This is a genomic window from Pontibacter sp. GD13 (genome assembly GCF_058216355.1).
The window spans coordinates 80,776-98,835 of sequence record NZ_JBYZMQ010000003.1; the positions used below are offsets into that span (position 1 = coordinate 80,776).

Consider the following 18,060-nt stretch of genomic DNA (forward strand, 5'->3'; position numbering starts at 1 on the left):
TAACGCAGCCAGTGGAAGATCATCTTTCACTGGCTGCGTTTTTTCTGCCCTCCAATATTTCTGAGCCCCCCAAGCTCCATTTATCTTGCTATACTTCATTTTATCTGCTCGCTATCTACTTGCCCACCTCCCTTCTGGCTTCCCAAAAGGCTGTATTTAAACTGTAGAGCTTCTGCTGCGTACGCTGTAGTATGAAACAAAATCAAAACACTATGAAAAAAAGTACACTATTGATGTTTATGGGGATCGGGCTTGTAACAGCTTGTAACGACCCCAAAGGGAATGTAGAGAACGATACGTTAGGAGATGCCACAGCCGACACGGCTGTGATGTATAACGATGACCGGGGCCGGGTAGAGGCTGATGGCATGGAGATCAAGGATGTTGGAGATGATTTCTGGGCCGGTATTAACTGGGACGCCCCCGTGGTGGATGACCCCGAGATGAAGACGGCTCAGGTAGAGATGCGCTCCGACAATGAATACAACATCTACACTATGGATGACAGAATGTTGTTTGATACAGACAAAGCGCAGATCAGGCCAGAAGGTGAGCAGAAGTTGAAGGAAATTGTAAATGAAATAAAGGATTTGCCAAAAAATGGTCAGATACGAATATTCGGACACGCTGATGCACGGGCAAGTAACGAATATAATAAAGAACTGTCTGCGGAGCGTGCAAACGCTGTAAAAAATTGGCTGCAAAGCAAGGGGGGGATAGATGCCCGCCGACTGTCTATAGAAGCGATGGGGGAAACAGCACCAAGGGCCACTAACGAAACCGCACGTGGTCGCCAACTGAACCGCCGTGTTGCAGTGGTGGTAGTTACACGAGAGCAATAGTTGCCTATAACAGTTTATAACAAGAAGGCCGCTGGTGTACACCAGCGGCCTTCTTGTTAATGAGCATTTCAAAATTACTTACGCTAGCACCTGCACCATTGCCTGAGAGGATTATGAAATAAATTCTTAATTTGGTATTTCTGCTATATTTACAGCTTGCTGCATGCAATTATACTTTCAGAACAGCTTTGTAACCATCCAATACGATGAGAAGGCTCATCTGGGCATAGCCAGGTGGAATGGTCTGCTTCGTGGAGCAGAGTTGCGCGAAGTGCTGCTGCTTTGTATGGAAATGATTGATCGCTTCTCTTTAACGCATTGGCTTGCCGATGACCGGCTGATGAAGTCGATCGCACCCACCGATATGGGCTGGATAATGGAAGTATACCTGCCGCATGTAACTAAAAGCTCGATGCAGTGCATGGCACGCCTCCCCTCCCTGTCCGAGAAAAACCGTGAGGCTGTAGAGGTCCTGATCGACAAAGGCCAGTCCTTTAATAGTAAGCTGGTCCTCCGCAACTTCGATGATGAACACGAAGCGATGGAGTGGTTGATGGCAGCTGTGTGAGGTTACTTTAGCTGAGGTTGCAGGCTGCGTTATAAGATGGAGCCTGTATAACTAGAAAAGGGAAGCCCGGCAGCTTCCCTTTTCTAGTTATACAGGCTCTTAAATACTTACGATCCGCAGGCTTCGCAAGCGTCCGGGTTATCGAGGGAGCAACTCATGTCGGTGCGGTTCTGATCCTGGTTGTAGACCGGCGATAAGGTTTCGGCGGCTTGCTTCTCTACGGTAAACTTTATGGCATCCACCGCTGACTTGGTGCGCAGGTAGTACATACCCGTTTTCAGGCCCATTTTCCAGGCGTGGAAGTGCATCGAGGTCAGCTTGCCGAAGTTCACGTTCTGCACGTGCAGGTTCAGCGACTGGCTTTGGCAGATGTAGGCGCCACGCTCGGCACTCATGTCGATTACGGTGCGCTGGCTTATCTCCCACACTGTTTTGTACAGGTCCTTGATGTGCTGCGGGATATTGGGGATATCCTGCACGGAGCCGTTCGCGGCTATGATGTCCTGCTTCATTCTGTCGTTCCAGATGCCCAGGGAGATCAGGTCCTTGAGCAGGTGCTTGTTTACCACCATAAACTCACCGGACAGCACGCGGCGCAGGTAAATGTTAGAAGTATAAGGCTCGAAAGACTCGTTGTTACCCAGGATCTGTGCGGTAGAAGCCGTAGGCATAGGTGCTACTAACAGCGAGTTACGTACACCATACTCCACTACATCTTTGCGCAGGCTTTCCCAGTCCCAACGGCCAGATTCAGGCGTTATGCCCCACAGGTCGAACTGGAACTTGCCCTCAGCCAAAGGAGAGCCTTTAAACGTTTCGTACGCACCGTTCTTCTTGGCCAGGTCCTTGGAGGCCGTCATGGCGGCAAAGTAAATCGTCTCGAAAATGTCTTTGTTTAGCCCGCGCGCCTCGTCGCTCTCGAAAGGCATGCGCAGGTGAATGAAGGTGTCGGCCAGGCCCTGCACGCCTAAACCGATCGGGCGGTGGCGCATGTTAGAGTTCTGCGCCTCCTGCACCGGGTAATAGTTGATATCGATCACCTTGTTGAGGTTAACCGTGGCATGATAGGTTACATCAAAAAGCTTCTGGTGATCGAAAGTCTTGCTGCCATCCTCTTTTTCTACTACATAACGGGGCAGTGCCAGGGAGGCCAGGTTGCAAACGGCAATCTCATCCTCGCTGGTATACTCCATAATCTCGGTGCAAAGGTTAGAGCTCTTGATGGTGCCCAGGTTCTGCTGGTTGCTCTTGCGGTTGGCGTGGTCTTTATAGAGCATGTATGGGGTGCCGGTCTCTATCTGCGATTCCAGCACCTGAAACCACAGTTCCTGCGCTTTTACCGTTTTGCGGGCCCGGCCCTCCCGCTCATACTTGGTATAGAGCCGCTCAAAGTCCTTTCCCCAGCTATCGGCCAGGCCAGGGGCCTCGTTGGGGCAGAACAGGCTCCAGTCGCCGTTCTCCTCCACACGTTGCATAAACAGGTCGGGTGTCCAGAGGGCATAGAACAGGTCACGTGCGCGGTTTTCTTCCTTGCCATGGTTTTTCTTCAGCTCCAGAAAGTCAAAGATGTCGGCATGCCAAGGCTCCAGGTAAATAGCGAAAGCGCCCTTACGCTTGCCGCCGCCCTGGTCCACGTAGCGGGCCGTATCGTTAAACACCTTCAGCATTGGGATGATGCCGTTGGAGGTGCCGTTGGTGCCCTTGATGTAAGAGCCCGTGGCACGCACGTTATGGATGCTCAGACCAATGCCGCCCGCACTTTGCGAGATTTGGGCGCATTGCTTCAGGGTATCGTAAATGCCTGGTATGCTGTCGTCTTTCATGGTAAGCAGGAAGCACGACGATAGCTGCGGTTTGGGTGTTCCGGCGTTAAACAGGGTGGGGGTGGCATGGGTAAACCACTTCTCCGACATCAGGTTGTACGTCTCAATGGCAGACTCAATATCCTCCTTGTGAATACCTACGGCCACGCGCATCAGCATGTGCTGCGGGCGCTCTATGATCCTGCCATCCAGGCGAAGCAGGTAAGACCGCTCCAGGGTTTTATAGCCGAAATAATCGTAGTTATAATCACGGTCGTAGATGATGGTAGAGTCGAGCAGGGCCGCATGCTTACGGATGATCTCATACACGTCCTTGGCCAGCAACGAGGCATTCTCGCCTGTTTTGGGGTCCTCGTAAGTATACAAGCGCTTCATGGTATTCGAAAACGACTTGCTCGTAACCTTGTGCAGGTTAGAGATGGCCACCCGCGCAGCCAAGGTAGCATAATCGGGGTGCTTGGTGGTAAGCGAGGCGGCTGTTTCGGCAGCCAGGTTATCCAGCTCCACGGTGGTCACGCCATCGTAAATGCCGTCAATCACTTTTTTAGCCACCTCAATAGGCGACACATAGTCCATGTGCAGGCCATAGCAAAGTTTTTCTATTCGTGCGGTGATCTTATCGAATTTGACGGATTCGCGGCGGCCGTCTCGTTTTACTACTAGCATAGCGTATACATTTAGCGGGTGTCAAGGGCCCGATTTATTAAAGGATATAGAAAGGCCACTGCCTGTGCAGGAGGCCGGTAACGCACTGTTTAGGCTTAAAAGTCCTCGTCAAGCGAGAAGATATTCTTGTCTTTGTCGCCCATTACGCCGGCTTTCTGGTACTCGCCCACGCGCTTCTCGAAGAAATTGGTCTTGCCCTGCAGCGAGATCATCTCCATAAAATCAAAAGGGTTGGTGGAGTTGTAGATCTTCTGGCAGCCAAGCGCCACCAACAGTCTGTCGGCTACAAACTCGATGTACTGGCTCATCAGCTTCGAGTTCATGCCGATCAGGTCTACCGGCAAAGCATCTGTTACAAACTCCTGCTCAATGTCAACCGCGTCGCGTATGATGGACTGCACCCGCTCTTCGGGCAGCTTATTGTTCAGCATTGAGTAGAGCAGGCAGGCAAAATCGCAGTGCAGGCCTTCGTCGCGGCTGATCAGTTCGTTAGAGAATGTAAGGCCGGGCATCAGGCCACGCTTCTTCAGCCAGAAGATGGAGCAGAAAGAGCCGGAGAAGAAAATCCCTTCCACCGCTGCAAAAGCAATCAGCCGCTCAGTGAAATCCTCGCTGTTGATCCACTTTAAGGCCCATTCACCTTTTCGCTTCACGCATGGCACTGTTTCCAGGGCATTGAAGAGGTGATCCTTCTCGCTCTGCTTCTTTACATAGGTGTCTATCAGCAGCGAGTAGGTTTCGGAATGGATGTTCTCCATCATGATCTGGAAGCCATAGAAGCAACGGGCTTCCGGCAACTGCACCTCCTGCATGAAGTTGATCGCCAGGTTCTCGTTCACAATGCCGTCCGAGGCCGCAAAAAATGCCAGTACGTGTGTGATAAAGTGGCGCTCGCCGTCGTTCAGGTTCTCCCAGTCCTTCAGATCCTGGCTCAGGTCAATCTCCTCAGCTGTCCAGAAACTGGCCTCAGCCTGCTTGTACATTTGCCACACTATATCGTTCTGAATTGGGAACAGGACGAATCGGTTCGGGTTTTCTTGTAAAATTGGCTCCATAATCAAGTAAAAAGTGTTTTATTGGTTGAAGGGGTAAGCAGTTTGCTTAGAAAACACCCCATTGTGTTAATTGTTGCAGGCGCATGTTGGGTTAGCGTCCAGTAACATCGTGACTTCAAATATATAGATTTGAACTTGAAATAAGGGGCTAAAGTTGTTCAATTTATTAACACTCTTTTAAGTGGCTGACAGCTTGTTGGTTATAATGAAATAAACATCTTTATCCACATAAGTTATCAACTATATAGCTTTCTTAAAATATCATAAACTAAACAATAAATCAGTGATAAATGCTCTTTCTGGTCATCTGCTGGTGTTTTAGCCAGATACATGCTTAAATTTGGGGTTTGCTGTATGTGTAAAACGGGAGTTGATGAGTAATTTGTGGGAGCCGCGACAGGGATTTATACAGTATATGTTGAAAATGTGGATTACTTGGCTGGCGGTTATGTTTCTGACTTTGAATTGATTGGGGCTGTTTTTAACTAGCTTATAAAATGCACGTGTGGATGTCAACAATGTTATCCACACGTGTGTGGGGATGTGCTTGTTGCTGATATGCATTAGAGTAATGTTGGGCTATAGTTAAGGCCCAAACAGAGTGAGGTAGCTGGTGTATAAGTATATTGTAACTTTTATAGATTATGTTTGCATATATATATATATATATATATGATTAGTATTGAAAGACAATTTATTTAACAATCCAATACTAAAAAATGAAACACTTAATTTCAAAAATTGCATTAGTTGCCTCATTAGCTTTAAGCGGAGTATTTGTTCAATGCTCTTCTAACGATGAGGACGTGGTAACCCCTGTTATTATCAGTAGTAATGATGTTAATCATGTCACGCAAAATGCTTTATATTCAGCAGAACATCTTGCTGCTGATACTTCTTTTATAGAGTCTGTTAGAGTTAATAAGAAAGTAATTGGTATATTAAATCATAAACTAAAGACTTTAGGTAACAAGCAGGCCCGCGAGCAACAATTCAAAAAGGTTGCAGCAATACACAATCAAAAAAATATAACAAATGCTGACTTTCTGGTGCTTGTTCGTGAATTAGGATTTAAAGACATAAAAGAATTTGCAGAGCTTTTATCTGAAACTAGTAAACGGAACGAAGAATTAAAACTGAAAGGGATTGATTTAGGGAGTGTTAGTAGAGAAGTTTATAGTAAGGCATATAAAGCTGCTGCTGACAAACTCGATTTTGGGGTAGCTTCGTTTGATGTGTGTGTAGAGTGTCCCTTTAACAATTGTAATGAGTGTTGGGGTGGAGGTGGTGGTACCGTAGGAGGTGGTGACCAGCTTGAGCAACCAGGAGGAGGCGGTGGTGGCACCGTAAGTTGCCAAACTGCTTGTGAAACTATAAGGAATTCAAAAAAGGGGAAAGCTGAAATGGATCTTGCGGTAAGCTTAACAGCTGTTTGTGGATCAGCTACATATACTGCTTGGAAAATTGGAAGCTGTTTAGGGCTTTTAGGGGCAGCTACAGGCGGAGTATGCACAGCAGCGGTATGTGGATCAATTTATTATTTTAACTATGTACAAGATATTCAAATTATAGAATCAGAATATGTATTATGTATTAATGGGTGTAAATAAGTATTCGCTTGCATCAAAAGTTAATTATCTGCTCAATAATTTATTGAACATTAGACGATTTTTATAAAATGAATAAATTTGCTGAAGATCTCAGAATCAGAATGTGGCGTAAAGTTGAGGTGTTAGGTTACCTTCTGACATGGTTGACTGTTCCGATTTATTTTTCCTATGTCATGATTCATCTGGAAGGGCGTCGGGACGAAATTGCTCTATGGTTTTGGGTGGTAACGCTGGGCTTATGGTATATCGGCTTTATGCTCTCAGGTTTAGCCCGCTACAAAAAGCATGACCACACACCTGTTTCTATCTTCTTTACAGTGTTAGGTATTGTCGGTCCTCTGGCAATTTATTGTATCAGAAATCTATAGTTGCAGCTTTGTAATTAGACAGAACCAACAAACAGCTATGAATTTATCTTTAAAAAGAAAACTACAGGTAACGCAGGTATTTCTGTCCGTAACGCTGTACTTTCATTACATAGCTGGAAACAATTCCATTGCAACCACTACAGGCAAAGTTACATTGCTGGCTATTGCCGTGTTTACTATGCTCTTGTTATATTTCTGGCATAAGCATGAACCTACTAAAGCCAGGGTTGTTATGAAAGCTGTGTTTACTGCGATGCTTATAACCTTTATAGTTGTAATGGTATTCGTGTTCTGATAATTACTGAAGTAACTATGGGAAACGAACAGATAGAAGACACATTAAAATACTGGAGAGAGTAGAGCAATTAGGTTATAGCTTAACATTGCTGGGACTATTCACTAAATTAATCTGGGTGCTGGCGCTATCCTATAAAATAGGCCACCAAACATTTAGCGGCGAGTATTATGCGAATATACCAGTAGCAGGCTGGATTGCACTTTTCGGGTTATGGTATGCTGGAGTTATGCTTTCTGGCTTTGCCCGCTAAAAAAACACGACCATCCACTTATCTCTGTTTTTGTTACAGTATCCAGCCTGGTCGGGCCACTGGTTATCTACTATATCAGTAATCTATAGCTATAGTTGTGCAAATAAATTAAGCAGCAAGCCTTTGCATATTTAAAATTTGTGCCGTACTTTTGCAGACTAATTTTAAATTATACATTGAAGCTGATGTACGCAATTGTAGAAATCGCAGGTCAACAGACCAAAGTAGAGAACGGCATGTTCATCTACGCTAACAAGCTTTCCGGCAATGAGGGTGACGCCGTAGAGTTCACCAATGTTCTTCTTACTGATGATAACGGAAGCATTACTTTAGGTGCTCCTTTCGTTAGCGGTGTTAAAGTGGTTGGAAAAATCCTTGGCAACGTGAAAGGCGACAAAGTGATCATTTTCAAAAAGAAGAGAAGAAAGGGATACCGCAAGAAGAATGGCCACCGCCAGCACTTCACTAAGGTCCTGATCGAGAGCATTGGTTAAGCAGTAAGAAGAAAATTATCGTAAAATCTTTTCAGGCAACGCCCCGCTAACCTGAATTAAATAGTAAAAAAGATGGCACACAAAAAAGGAGCCGGTAGTTCTAATAACGGACGTGAGTCGCATTCTAAACGACTAGGTGTTAAAATTTACGGTGGCCAGGATATCATTGCTGGTAACATCATTGTAAGACAAAGAGGTACTGCGCACCACCCAAGTGTAAACGTGGGTATGGGCAAAGACCACACGCTGTTTGCCTTGACAGACGGTGTTGTATCGTTCAGAAAAGGGAAGAAGAACCGTTCTTACGTTTCTGTAGTACCTAAAGTAGCGGCAGAGGCTTAATTCCAAGCTCTGTTGATGCAATAAAAAAGGGATACCGAAAGGTGTCCCTTTTTTATGTAAAATTGGTTTTACTGCAACCGGCCTTTTTGGAGGACGTATAAACTATCATAGGATCGGATTCGCTAATAAGCGAAAAAGATCCTGTAGGAAAGGGACACTTATAGTGTCCCTTTCTGTTTATATATACTTATAGCACGAAAAAAGGCGTACAGAGCAACAAAATTTTGTATTTACCGGATATGTATATAATTTACAGTTTCTTATCAAGAAAGACCGAGGGATAGGGCCCGATGACGTCTTAGCAACCTTGTTAAAGCCTGGTGCTAATTCCCTTCCAACCGCAACAAGCGTCTGGAAAAGATAAGAATGTCCATCCTCCCGGCAGGGTGTCCTTCTTGATAAGCTGATGCAGAAGACTTACGAGAAGAAAGACACCGGACATGAAGTACAACCATTCTATTTATCAACTGCTGAAAGAACGCATCTTAGTGCTTGACGGCGCGATGGGCACCATGATTCAGCGCTACAAGCTAACAGAAGAAGATTTCAGGGGCGAACGTTTTAAAGATCATCCAGGTGATCTGAAAGGTAACAATGACCTGCTTTCAATTACCCGCCCCGATATCATTAAATCCATACATGCCGAGTATTTAGAGGCCGGAGCTGATATTGTAGAAACAAATACCTTCAGCGGAACCAGTATAGCCATGGCCGATTATCACCTGGAAGACCTGGTGTATGAACTGAATTACGAATCAGCCAAAATAGCGCGTGAGGCAGCAGATGAAATAGAGGCAAAAGTGGCTGGCAGACCCCGCTTTGTGGCAGGCGCCATTGGTCCGACAAACCGGACCGCTTCTCTCTCTCCGGACGTAAATAACCCCGGATACCGCGCCGTTACCTTCGATCAACTGGTAGAGGCATACTATGAGCAGGTGCGCGGCCTGGTGGATGGCGGCTCTGACCTGTTGCTGGTAGAAACCGTATTCGACACCCTGAACTGTAAAGCCGCCCTGTTTGCCATACAGCAGTACGTGCAGGATGGTGGTAAAGAGCTTCCGATCATGGTATCCGGTACTATTACCGATGCCAGTGGCCGTACCCTGTCCGGTCAAACAGTGGAAGCCTTCTGGAACTCTATCGCGCATGCGAACATCTTAAGTGTTGGCTTCAACTGTGCACTGGGTGCCCGCCAACTAAAAACACATATACAGGAGCTGGCGCGTATTTCTGACTGTTACATCAGCGCCTACCCAAATGCCGGTTTGCCCAATGCCTTTGGCGGCTACGACGAAACAGCCGAGCAGATGGGTGGTATCGTGGAGGAGTACCTGAAGGAAGGCCTAGTAAATATTCTTGGTGGTTGTTGTGGCACTACGCCTATGCACACCAGAGTTATCTCCGATCTTGTTCAAAAGTATAAGCCGCATATTCCCTCACCGGTTCCCCCTCTCCCACGTTACAGCGGCCTCGAACCCCTCACCATCACTCCTGAAACACTATTTGTAAATATTGGCGAACGTACCAACGTGACAGGTTCTAAAAAATTCTCGCGCCTGATCGTGAACGGAGAATTTGAGGAAGCCCTATCGGTAGCGCAGCAGCAGGTAGAAGGCGGGGCGCAGATCATTGATGTGAACATGGATGAAGGGATGCTCGATTCGGAGCAGGCCATGACAAACTTTCTTAACCTGATAGCTTCCGAACCGGACATTTCCAGGTTGCCAATTATGATCGACTCCTCTAAATGGAGCGTGATCGAAGCTGGATTGAAGTGTGTACAAGGAAAAAGCATTGTTAACTCCATCAGCTTAAAAGAAGGCGAAAATGCTTTCAGGAAACTGGCCCGCAAGGTGCGGCAGTATGGAGCCGCTGTGGTAGTAATGGCTTTTGATGAGCAGGGGCAGGCAGATACGCTGCCGCGTCGTATTGAGATCTGCGAGCGCTCCTACCGCATACTGGTTGATGAGGTTGGCTTCCCGCCCCAGGATATCATTTTTGACCCGAACATACTGGCTATTGCCACAGGTATAGAAGAGCATAATAACTATGCCGTTGATTACATGGAGGCGGTAAAGTGGATAAAAGCCAACCTGCCGCACGCACAGGTAAGCGGCGGTGTAAGTAACCTGTCTTTCTCCTTCCGGGGTAACGATGCCGTACGTGAGGCCATGCACACCGTTTTCCTGTATCATGCGATCCAGGCCGGTATGGACATGGGAATTGTGAACGCCGGCATGCTTGGCATTTATGAAGAAGTTCCGGAAGAGCTCCGTGATCTTATTGAAGACGTCATCTTTAACCGTCATCCTGAAGCTACCGAGAAACTGGTCGCCTACGCTGAAACGATCAGAGGAAAAGGCAAAACAGCTACAGCAGCTGACAGTGCCTGGCGCGAGGCCCCCGTGGAGGAGCGCTTAAAGCATGCGCTGGTAAAAGGTATTGTAGAGTACATTGAAGAGGATACTGAGGAAGCCCGTCAGAAAGCTGCCAAAACCCTTGATGTGATCGAGGGCCCGCTGATGGCAGGTATGTCTGTTGTCGGAGATCTGTTTGGAGCAGGTAAGATGTTCCTGCCGCAGGTGGTAAAAAGTGCCCGTGTCATGAAAAAGTCTGTAGCTTACCTGCTGCCGTACATGGAGGCGGAAAAGGCTGGCTCCTCCTCTTCTTCGCAAGGTAAAATACTGATGGCTACTGTAAAGGGTGATGTACACGATATCGGGAAGAATATTGTGGGTGTTGTGTTGGCCTGTAATAATTATGAGGTAATAGACCTGGGCGTGATGGTGCACCTGGATACGATTCTGACGGAAGCCCAAAAGCAGCAGGTAAATATTATCGGCTTAAGTGGTTTGATCACGCCATCTTTGGATGAAATGGTGTATGTGGCGCAGGAGATGGAGCGACGAGGCATGAAAATTCCGTTGCTGATTGGTGGGGCTACTACTTCGCGGGTTCATACGGCTGTAAAAATAGCGCCGCAATACAGTGGGCCGGTTGTGCACGTGCATGATGCTTCGCGTAGCGTAACGGTAGTGAGCAGCTTGCTTGGCAGCAACAAAGAAAGCTACATAGCTGAGATAAAAGCAGCGTATGAGAAGCTGCGCGAAGATCACCATAACCGAACCAAAGACCGTGCTTTTGTAAGTATAAAAGATGCTCGTACAAATAAGTTTAAAGTAGACTGGCAAGCTACACGCCCAACAAAACCAAGCTTTATCGGCAACAAAACATTTACGAATTATCCACTCTCCGAGATCATCCCTTTCATCGACTGGACACCGTTCTTCCATACCTGGGAGCTGAGGCGGCAATACCCGAAAATTCTTAACGACCCTGAGTTGGGTGCAGAAGCAACCAAACTGTTTGCCGATGCGCAGGAAATGTTGAAAGACATTGTGGAAAAGCAGTTGCTGGAAGCGCGTGCCGTGGTTGGGTTTTACCCTGCCAACGTAGAGGCTGATGACACCATTGAAGTTTACGCTGATGATGCGCGTGGAAACGTTGTCACTGAGTTCCATACGCTGAGGCAGCAGGGGAAGAAGGGTGGCAATGTGCCTAACCTGGCCTTCTCTGATTTTATAGCCCCTAAAGACACAGACCTGCCAGACTACATAGGAGGCTTTGTCGTGTCGGCTGGCTTTGGCATCGAGAAGCTTATAGAACAATACGAAGCCGAGCACGATGACTACAAATCCATTATGGTAAAAGCGCTGGCAGATCGTCTGGCCGAAGCATTTGCAGAACTGATGCACCAGAAGGTGCGCCGTGAGCTCTGGGGATATGCACCGGAAGAGCAACTGGACAATGAAGGTCTGATAAAGGAGCAGTACAGAGGAATTCGACCGGCACCGGGTTATCCGGGTTGCCCGGACCACACCGAAAAGGTTACGCTGTTTAACCTGCTTGATGCAGAAAGAACGTCAGGGGTTATACTTACCGAAAACCTGGCGATGTACCCGGCGGCCTCAGTAAGCGGCTTATACTTCTCGCACCCTGAGTCGCGCTACTTTGGCTTAGGTAAGATTGGTGAAGACCAGGTGGCTGATATTGCACAGCGCAAGAATATGCCAAAAGAAGAGCTGGAGCGCTGGCTGTCGCCAAACCTGAACTATGAGCCAAAGCCGGTAGCAAAGCAGGTGGTTTGATGGGTATACTTCAAGTAGTATAGCTGGAGACTTTCGAATGCAGTAGCACAAACTATGAGCTATAGAGATTCAAGTAATAGGTATAAATCCCCCGCCTTGGCTAAGGAGGGGCTAGGGGTGGTTAGACAAGGTAATGCGAACCAGCCATTTAACAATTTAGCAATCTAACAATTTAAAATAAATTGAAAGTAACAGACCACTTCAAAAACGCTAACGACAAAACGCTATTCACTTTTGAGATACTGCCTCCGCTGAAAGGCGAGAACATGAAAACCTTGTTTAACCACATCAACCCACTAATGGAGTTTAAACCGCCGTTTATCGACGTAACGTACCATCGGGAGGAGTATGTGTATAAGCAGCGGGAGAATGGGCTGTTGGAGAAGATCACGACACGAAAGCGCCCGGGAACTGTTGGTATTTGCGCCGCTATCCAAAACCACTATAAGGTAGATACTGTGCCGCACCTGATCTGCGGAGGCTTTAGCAAAGAAGAAACAGAGAACGCCCTGATCGACCTGCACTTTCTGGGTATAGACAACGTGCTGGTACTACGTGGTGATTGCGTGAAAAGTGAGCAACGTTTTGTGCCAGAGCCGAACGGCCACAATTATGCTTCTGAGCTGATAGAGCAGGTGGTAGACATGAACAACGGCTGTTACCTGGACGATGAGCAGGTAAGCAACAGCTGCACCGACTTCTGCATTGGGGTAGCGGGTTATCCGGAGAAGCATTTCGAAGCGCCAAATTTGAAGTCGGATCTGCGGTGGCTGAAGAAGAAGATAGAACTGGGCGCCGAATACATCGTGACGCAAATGTTTTTTGAGAACCAGCGATACTTTGATTTTGTGAACCGCTGTCGCGAAGAAGGCATCACGGTGCCCATCATTCCGGGTTTAAAGCCCCTGACCACCCTTTCGCAACTTACGGTGCTGCCCAGCTACTTCCACATCGAAATACCCTGCGACCTGGCGGATGCCGTGGAGGCATGCGCGGATAACAAGGCAGCGGCTCAGGTAGGCGTGGAGTGGGCTATTCAGCAATCCAAAGAGCTGATGGAATTTGGCGTCCCCTGCCTGCATTATTATTCCATGGGGAAATCTGAATCGGTACGAAAAGTGGCAGAAGTACTGTTTTAAGCATCCTGTAAAGCATACAGAACCGGCTTGCTGGGGCTGGCATCCAGCTGCAGGCTTGTGATTTGGATATTGAGCAGGTAAAGCCCATCAGGGATATGGTTTGGCGCAAAGATGAGTTCCGTAATAGTTGAGCCGTAGCGGGTATTATAAGGATACTGCCAGAAAGCATGGTGGCATAAAAGCCTGCCTTCATCGGACTCCCGGTCAACGGAGGGCAGGTCTAGCAAGAGGTGCGCGATGTTATGTTCGGCCAGAAAGCCACCGATGCGATGGTCCAGGTAAGGAGGGTTGGTTCCGGAGTAGTGGCGGGTAAGTTTGGCAGCGGTGTTTGGCAGGGTGCGCAGGATGACCGCCTCCGGCGGTGTACCTTTCAGCTGCGTACTTACATCCTCCAACATAACCACCAAATCGCCGTTTTCCTGTTTCTGCGGCTGAACGGTAAGCAGCCGTGCAACAAACAAAAATCGTGTCAGGCAATTGTGGATGGTGGCGTTCGGGTCGGGGGAGATGTGGCCGTAACACTCGGTGTGCGTGCCGTTACCGTGCGGTGTAAGGTGTACCCGCTTATAATTGGTAGTGCCCCCATCAGCCACGCTGCCAACAAAATCCCCCATACGTATGGTTTCAAAGGTAACAGGGTCGGCCCAAAAACACTCTGGTTGCGGAAGCCCCTGGTGCAAGGGCATGGAGATATCATGTGGCTCCAGCGGGTTAAACGTGTATGTTTTATGGTGATAGGTTATAGTGGCAAGCATAGGGCAAGTAGGGGTTAGCCTTGCTAATATCGCCGAATATAGTTAATAAAGAAAATGAAGAGGCCTAAACCCAGCCCAGGAGATAAGCTGCACGGGTTTAGCTGAGAAGCCAGGCAAGTGCCGGCTCCTCATCCTGGAAGCTTTTCACTTCATAGCCTAAGGGCGACAAGGCGTCGGCTCTGGTGATAAGGGACTCCAGGGCTATTTGCTTAAAAAGATTATGCGGAAGTATCCGGGCCAGTTTCTTGATACCGGTATGCGACAATACATTATAGTATGTGGTGGAGAGCCACTCTTTTGTTGGGGTGCTCAGGCTGTTGAGGTTTTGTGCATTAGCTGCCACATACTTTATCCGGTTCGACTCCAGGATCTTTTTTAGCTCCATGGCGCCTTCCACTATCTCCTCATTCGTTACGGCGCGCTTCCATTGCGAACGCACAAGCGAGTGTTCCAGAGCTGCCTCAATCAGAAAGTAATCCGACTCAAACAAAGTATTCAATTGCACAGTGGTGGGAGGCATCATTTAAAAGAAGTACACGGTATACCGATGTTCAAACTTTATAAATATACTAACAATTTGTAAAAGTAGCCCTTGCGGCATGTTATTATTTTGTGAAAAAAACAGGTAGGTCATCCAGAAACAGATCCAGTGTAATCTGATCTGCTAGTAGTTTTCCTGAGTCTGTCAGGTACAATACCTCGTTTTCAAGGCGCGCATGCCCTTTTGCTTCCAGGTCGTGCAGGTAAGTGCTGTGGGTTGCCTGCACATCGTATTGGAACAGGTCACGCATTTTAGCCAGATCACATCCCCAGATGGTTCGAAGGGTGGTAAGCAGGTAATCATTAGCCTGGTCGGCAATGGAGAGCGTTTCTAAGGTGCAGGGGATGACGTTTTGCTGAATATACTCTACATATTTGCGGTTGTGCGCCACGTTGTGCTGGCGCGAGGGGCCGTTGAAAGAGTGGGCGCTGGGGCCTGCACCCAGGTAGGGCACGCCGCACCAATAGTTGCTGTTATGCCGCGACTCGTAACCCGGCTGGCAAAAGTTTGAGATCTCGTACTGCACAAAGCCATGCTGTGCCATTTGCTCCAGTAAGGTTTCGAACTGCTGCGCCGTAAAATCATCGTCTGCAGGTTTAAATTTGCCCTTCTTGCTCCAGCGGCCCAAAGCAGTATCGGGCTCAATGGTCAGGGCATAGCACGACACATGCTGCACGCCCAATGCGAAAAGTGTTTCCAGGTCGTGGTGCCAGATAGCATGGTCGGGTGCCGGAATGCCATAGATAAGATCAACGGAGATATTGTTGAAACCCGCCTGCTGGGCATCCTGCACGCTTTTCAGGCTTTCGACAGCGTTATGGGCGCGGTTCATCAGTTTCAGGTGCGGCTCATGGAAAGACTGCAGCCCAATGCTCAAGCGGTTGATGCCTGCTTCTTTCAGGGCGCTTAATTTTGCAGGCGTCAGGTCGTCGGGGTTTGCCTCCAGGGTTATTTCCGCCTCGGCAGAAACTATGTACAGCCGCTTTATTGTTTCCAGCAGCAGCAGCAGTTCGTGCTGGTCTAGCAGCGAGGGCGTTCCCCCTCCAAAATAAATGCTGTGCACAGGTTGCTGCTGCAGGTAGGTGGCCCGTAGTTCAAGCTCCCGGACGATAGCCTGCACAGTTTGCGTTTTTAGCCCCATGGAGGTACTGAAATGGAAGTCGCAGTAGTGGCAGGCTTGCTTACAGAAAGGGATGTGGAGATAGATTCCGGCCAATTTTAAAGTGCTTAGGAGTTAAGTTGCTAAAGAATTAATGCATATAATTACTTAATTGTTCAATCATTGCCTGTTCAGCAACGAAAATCGGCTTTAAGCATGCGTTAATTACTTACAGTAGCATGGCGGATGTTGTATTAACCCTGCTATAAACCGATTGAGCACCATACTTTCGCTTTACAAATGTACAAAAAAGCCTCCTTACTTCTTGCCTTCCTGCTGTGGCTGCCACCGATAGGCTTGCAGGCGCAGGCACCCGGCGCAAAGCAGAAAGTAAGCTTGCAAATAAGCGCGCCGGATGCCAGTGGGCAGGCAGTACTACAGCAGTACAGCTACCGCACCGCCTTCCCCGACTCTGCCACCGCAGCGCAGGAAGCCCGGCAGTTGATGTACAGGCTGCAGCAGGATGCTTACCTGCTGGCCTCGCTGGATAGCCTGTACCTGCGCCGCGACACGCTCCACGTGAAACTATTTGTCGGCCAGCCGCTTGCATGGGCCCGGCTACGCAGCGGGAACCTAAGCGAAGGCATTTTAATGGAATCTGGCTTTCGGGAGAAGTTCTACCGCAATACCCCTTTTAAGCCAGCTGAGTACGTAAAGCTGCAGAAACGTATACTGGCCTACGCCGAGCGCAATGGCTATCCGTTCGCCTCGGTCTGGCTCGACTCCGTTAGCATAGCGCAAAACAAGATAGAGGCCACCCTGATGGTGGAAAAGGCGTTTGTGGTCACCTATGATTCACTGGCCATTGTAGGAGACACCAAAACGCAGCCCAAATTCCTGATGCGCTACCTGCAGCTTTTGCCCGGCCAGATCTATAACCAGGACCAGATCAACGCCTCGCAGCGGATGCTGACGCAACTCCCCTACATCCGGGCCACCCGTCCGCCGCAGGTGCGCTTCGCCCGCGACAAAGCCAAGGTGTATTATTTTTTAGAAGACCGGCAAGCCAACCAGATCGATGGGGTGGTGGGTTTCCTGCCGGACCCCACCCGCAAGGACAAGCTGCTGATAACGGGCGAGGCGAACCTGAATATCCGCAACATACAGGGCACCGGCAAGCAACTGGGGCTGCACTGGCGCCGGGTAAACAAAGGCTCCGTTATCCTGAACGGGGAGTACCTGCACCCCAACCTTTTCGGCACCCCGTTTGAGCTGGGCACAAACTTCAGCCTTCTCAAACAGGACTCCTCTTTTATTACCATTCAGCCCCGCGTGCAACTGGCTTACTACACTTTAAAGTATGGCAAGTTCAGTGTGTTTACCGAATGGCGCAACTCGCGCGTGCTGTCCTCGGCCAACACGCAAAGCCTGCAGCAATTCAGTCTGGCCGATGCCCGCACTAACACGTATGGTGTTGATTACCTGTGGAACAACCTCGACGACTTTTACTTTCCGAAGCGGGGCAGGTTGGTAGAGCTACAAGTGGCCGCCGGCAATAAAAAGCTGCTGCGCAACGCCGACCTTGAGAAAAGCTTTTACGATACGCTGCACATTAAAACATCGCAGCTGAGCCTGGGCTTGCGGTTGGAGAATTTCCTTAGAGTGGGCAAGAGCAGTGCCCTGCTTACCCGCCTGCGGGGCGAGGCGCTGCTCAACGATCAGATCTTTCTGAACGACATGTACCGGCTTGGCGGCCTGAACACGCTGCGCGGGTTTGATGAGTACTTCTTCTACGCCTCTTCTTACGCTGTGGGGACCTTGGAGTACCGCCTGTTCACAGCCCAGGACTCGTATGTGCTGCTGTTTTATGACCAGGGCTACTACCGGAGCGACCTGGAGAACTCGCTGGCGGAAGATTTGCCCTTCGGGGTTGGCGGAGGAATAAGCTTTAGCACCGGAGCAGGCATTTTTCAGCTGGTCTATTCTTTAGGCAAGTCGGAGCAGCAACCCCTTTCCTTTAAGTATTCGAAGATACACTTTGGCATAACCAGCAGGTTTTAGA

Annotated in this window: 14 protein-coding genes and 1 riboswitch; of the genes, 9 read left to right on the top strand and 5 right to left on the bottom strand. The window is 48.6% G+C overall.

Features of this window, described 5'->3' with window-relative positions:
- Nucleotides 1–212 precede the first annotated feature (212 nt).
- Together AC4BAN_RS06835 and AC4BAN_RS06840 are read left to right on the top strand one after the other, a co-directional pair.
- On the top strand, nucleotides 213–842 hold the full coding sequence (locus AC4BAN_RS06835; RefSeq protein WP_490563641.1) for an OmpA family protein: 630 nt from the start codon (nucleotides 213–215) through the stop codon (nucleotides 840–842).
- Between the two features lie 163 nt (nucleotides 843–1,005).
- Nucleotides 1,006–1,410 (top strand): hypothetical protein, encoded by a 405-nt coding sequence (locus tag AC4BAN_RS06840; protein ID WP_490563642.1) that lies wholly within the window; start codon nucleotides 1,006–1,008, stop codon nucleotides 1,408–1,410.
- A 107-nt stretch (nucleotides 1,411–1,517) separates the two neighbouring features.
- Here the strand turns inward: AC4BAN_RS06840 and AC4BAN_RS06845 are convergent, their stop codons facing one another.
- Nucleotides 1,518–3,899, bottom strand: a complete 2,382-nt coding sequence (locus tag AC4BAN_RS06845; RefSeq protein WP_490563643.1) for a ribonucleoside-diphosphate reductase subunit alpha — start codon at nucleotides 3,897–3,899, stop codon at nucleotides 1,518–1,520.
- A 95-nt stretch (nucleotides 3,900–3,994) separates the two neighbouring features.
- A complete protein-coding gene (locus AC4BAN_RS06850) occupies nucleotides 3,995–4,954 on the bottom strand; it encodes a ribonucleoside-diphosphate reductase small subunit (protein WP_490563644.1) in 960 nt (319 codons plus the stop codon).
- A gap of 719 nt (nucleotides 4,955–5,673) precedes the next feature.
- Between AC4BAN_RS06850 and AC4BAN_RS06855 the strand changes: the two genes are divergently transcribed.
- The 6 genes from AC4BAN_RS06855 to metF all read left to right on the top strand — a co-directional run bounded on the left by AC4BAN_RS06855 (nucleotide 5,674) and on the right by metF (nucleotide 13,603).
- The gene (locus tag AC4BAN_RS06855; protein WP_490563645.1) at nucleotides 5,674–6,564 is read left to right on the top strand and encodes a hypothetical protein; all 891 of its coding nucleotides are present in this window, start codon (nucleotides 5,674–5,676) and stop codon (nucleotides 6,562–6,564) included.
- Nucleotides 6,565–6,632: 68 nt separating this feature from the next.
- Nucleotides 6,633–6,932 (top strand): hypothetical protein, encoded by a 300-nt coding sequence (locus AC4BAN_RS06860; protein ID WP_490563646.1) that lies wholly within the window; start codon nucleotides 6,633–6,635, stop codon nucleotides 6,930–6,932.
- 733 nt (nucleotides 6,933–7,665) lie between these two features.
- The gene (gene rplU / locus AC4BAN_RS06865; protein WP_490563647.1) at nucleotides 7,666–7,974 is read left to right on the top strand and encodes a 50S ribosomal protein L21; all 309 of its coding nucleotides are present in this window, start codon (nucleotides 7,666–7,668) and stop codon (nucleotides 7,972–7,974) included.
- Nucleotides 7,975–8,046: 72 nt separating this feature from the next.
- Nucleotides 8,047–8,316, top strand: coding sequence for a 50S ribosomal protein L27 (gene rpmA, locus AC4BAN_RS06870; RefSeq protein WP_490563648.1), 270 nt, complete (start codon nucleotides 8,047–8,049; stop codon nucleotides 8,314–8,316).
- Between the two features lie 257 nt (nucleotides 8,317–8,573).
- Nucleotides 8,574–8,683: riboswitch (SAM riboswitch) on the top strand.
- A gap of 73 nt (nucleotides 8,684–8,756) precedes the next feature.
- On the top strand, nucleotides 8,757–12,464 hold the full coding sequence (metH, locus tag AC4BAN_RS06875; RefSeq protein WP_490563649.1) for a methionine synthase: 3,708 nt from the start codon (nucleotides 8,757–8,759) through the stop codon (nucleotides 12,462–12,464).
- A 182-nt stretch (nucleotides 12,465–12,646) separates the two neighbouring features.
- On the top strand, nucleotides 12,647–13,603 hold the full coding sequence (metF, locus tag AC4BAN_RS06880) for a methylenetetrahydrofolate reductase [NAD(P)H] (RefSeq protein ID WP_490563650.1): 957 nt from the start codon (nucleotides 12,647–12,649) through the stop codon (nucleotides 13,601–13,603).
- Here the strand turns inward: metF and AC4BAN_RS06885 are convergent.
- The 3 genes from AC4BAN_RS06885 to hemW all read right to left on the bottom strand — a co-directional run bounded on the left by AC4BAN_RS06885 (nucleotide 13,600) and on the right by hemW (nucleotide 16,115).
- Nucleotides 13,600–14,358 carry a cyclase family protein gene (locus AC4BAN_RS06885; protein WP_490563651.1) on the bottom strand — a complete coding sequence of 253 codons (759 nt, stop codon included), beginning with the start codon at nucleotides 14,356–14,358 and terminating at the stop codon, nucleotides 13,600–13,602. The two genes, metF and AC4BAN_RS06885, sit on opposite strands and share 4 nt — an antisense overlap.
- A 97-nt stretch (nucleotides 14,359–14,455) precedes the next feature.
- Complete coding sequence (locus AC4BAN_RS06890) at nucleotides 14,456–14,881, bottom strand: hypothetical protein (RefSeq protein WP_490563652.1); 426 nt, start codon at nucleotides 14,879–14,881, stop codon at nucleotides 14,456–14,458.
- Nucleotides 14,882–14,963: 82 nt separating this feature from the next.
- Nucleotides 14,964–16,115, bottom strand: a complete 1,152-nt coding sequence (gene hemW / locus AC4BAN_RS06895) for a radical SAM family heme chaperone HemW (RefSeq protein WP_490563653.1) — start codon at nucleotides 16,113–16,115, stop codon at nucleotides 14,964–14,966.
- Nucleotides 16,116–16,298: 183 nt separating this feature from the next.
- Here hemW and AC4BAN_RS06900 point away from each other — a divergent pair, with 183 nt between their 5' ends.
- Complete coding sequence (locus AC4BAN_RS06900) at nucleotides 16,299–18,059, top strand: BamA/TamA family outer membrane protein (protein WP_490563654.1); 1,761 nt, start codon at nucleotides 16,299–16,301, stop codon at nucleotides 18,057–18,059.
- Nucleotide 18,060 lies beyond the last annotated feature (1 nt).

Coding starts and splice junctions, on each gene's coding strand:
- AC4BAN_RS06835 (WP_490563641.1), top strand. CDS start 213: ATGAAAAAAAGTACACTATTGATGTTTATGGGGATCGGGCTTGTAACA.
- AC4BAN_RS06840 (WP_490563642.1), top strand. CDS start 1,006: ATGCAATTATACTTTCAGAACAGCTTTGTAACCATCCAATACGATGAG.
- AC4BAN_RS06845 (WP_490563643.1), bottom strand. CDS start 3,899: ATGCTAGTAGTAAAACGAGACGGCCGCCGCGAATCCGTCAAATTCGAT.
- AC4BAN_RS06850 (WP_490563644.1), bottom strand. CDS start 4,954: ATGGAGCCAATTTTACAAGAAAACCCGAACCGATTCGTCCTGTTCCCA.
- AC4BAN_RS06855 (WP_490563645.1), top strand. CDS start 5,674: ATGAAACACTTAATTTCAAAAATTGCATTAGTTGCCTCATTAGCTTTA.
- AC4BAN_RS06860 (WP_490563646.1), top strand. CDS start 6,633: ATGAATAAATTTGCTGAAGATCTCAGAATCAGAATGTGGCGTAAAGTT.
- rplU (WP_490563647.1), top strand. CDS start 7,666: ATGTACGCAATTGTAGAAATCGCAGGTCAACAGACCAAAGTAGAGAAC.
- rpmA (WP_490563648.1), top strand. CDS start 8,047: ATGGCACACAAAAAAGGAGCCGGTAGTTCTAATAACGGACGTGAGTCG.
- metH (WP_490563649.1), top strand. CDS start 8,757: ATGAAGTACAACCATTCTATTTATCAACTGCTGAAAGAACGCATCTTA.
- AC4BAN_RS06885 (WP_490563651.1), bottom strand. CDS start 14,358: ATGCTTGCCACTATAACCTATCACCATAAAACATACACGTTTAACCCG.
- AC4BAN_RS06890 (WP_490563652.1), bottom strand. CDS start 14,881: ATGATGCCTCCCACCACTGTGCAATTGAATACTTTGTTTGAGTCGGAT.
- AC4BAN_RS06900 (WP_490563654.1), top strand. CDS start 16,299: ATGTACAAAAAAGCCTCCTTACTTCTTGCCTTCCTGCTGTGGCTGCCA.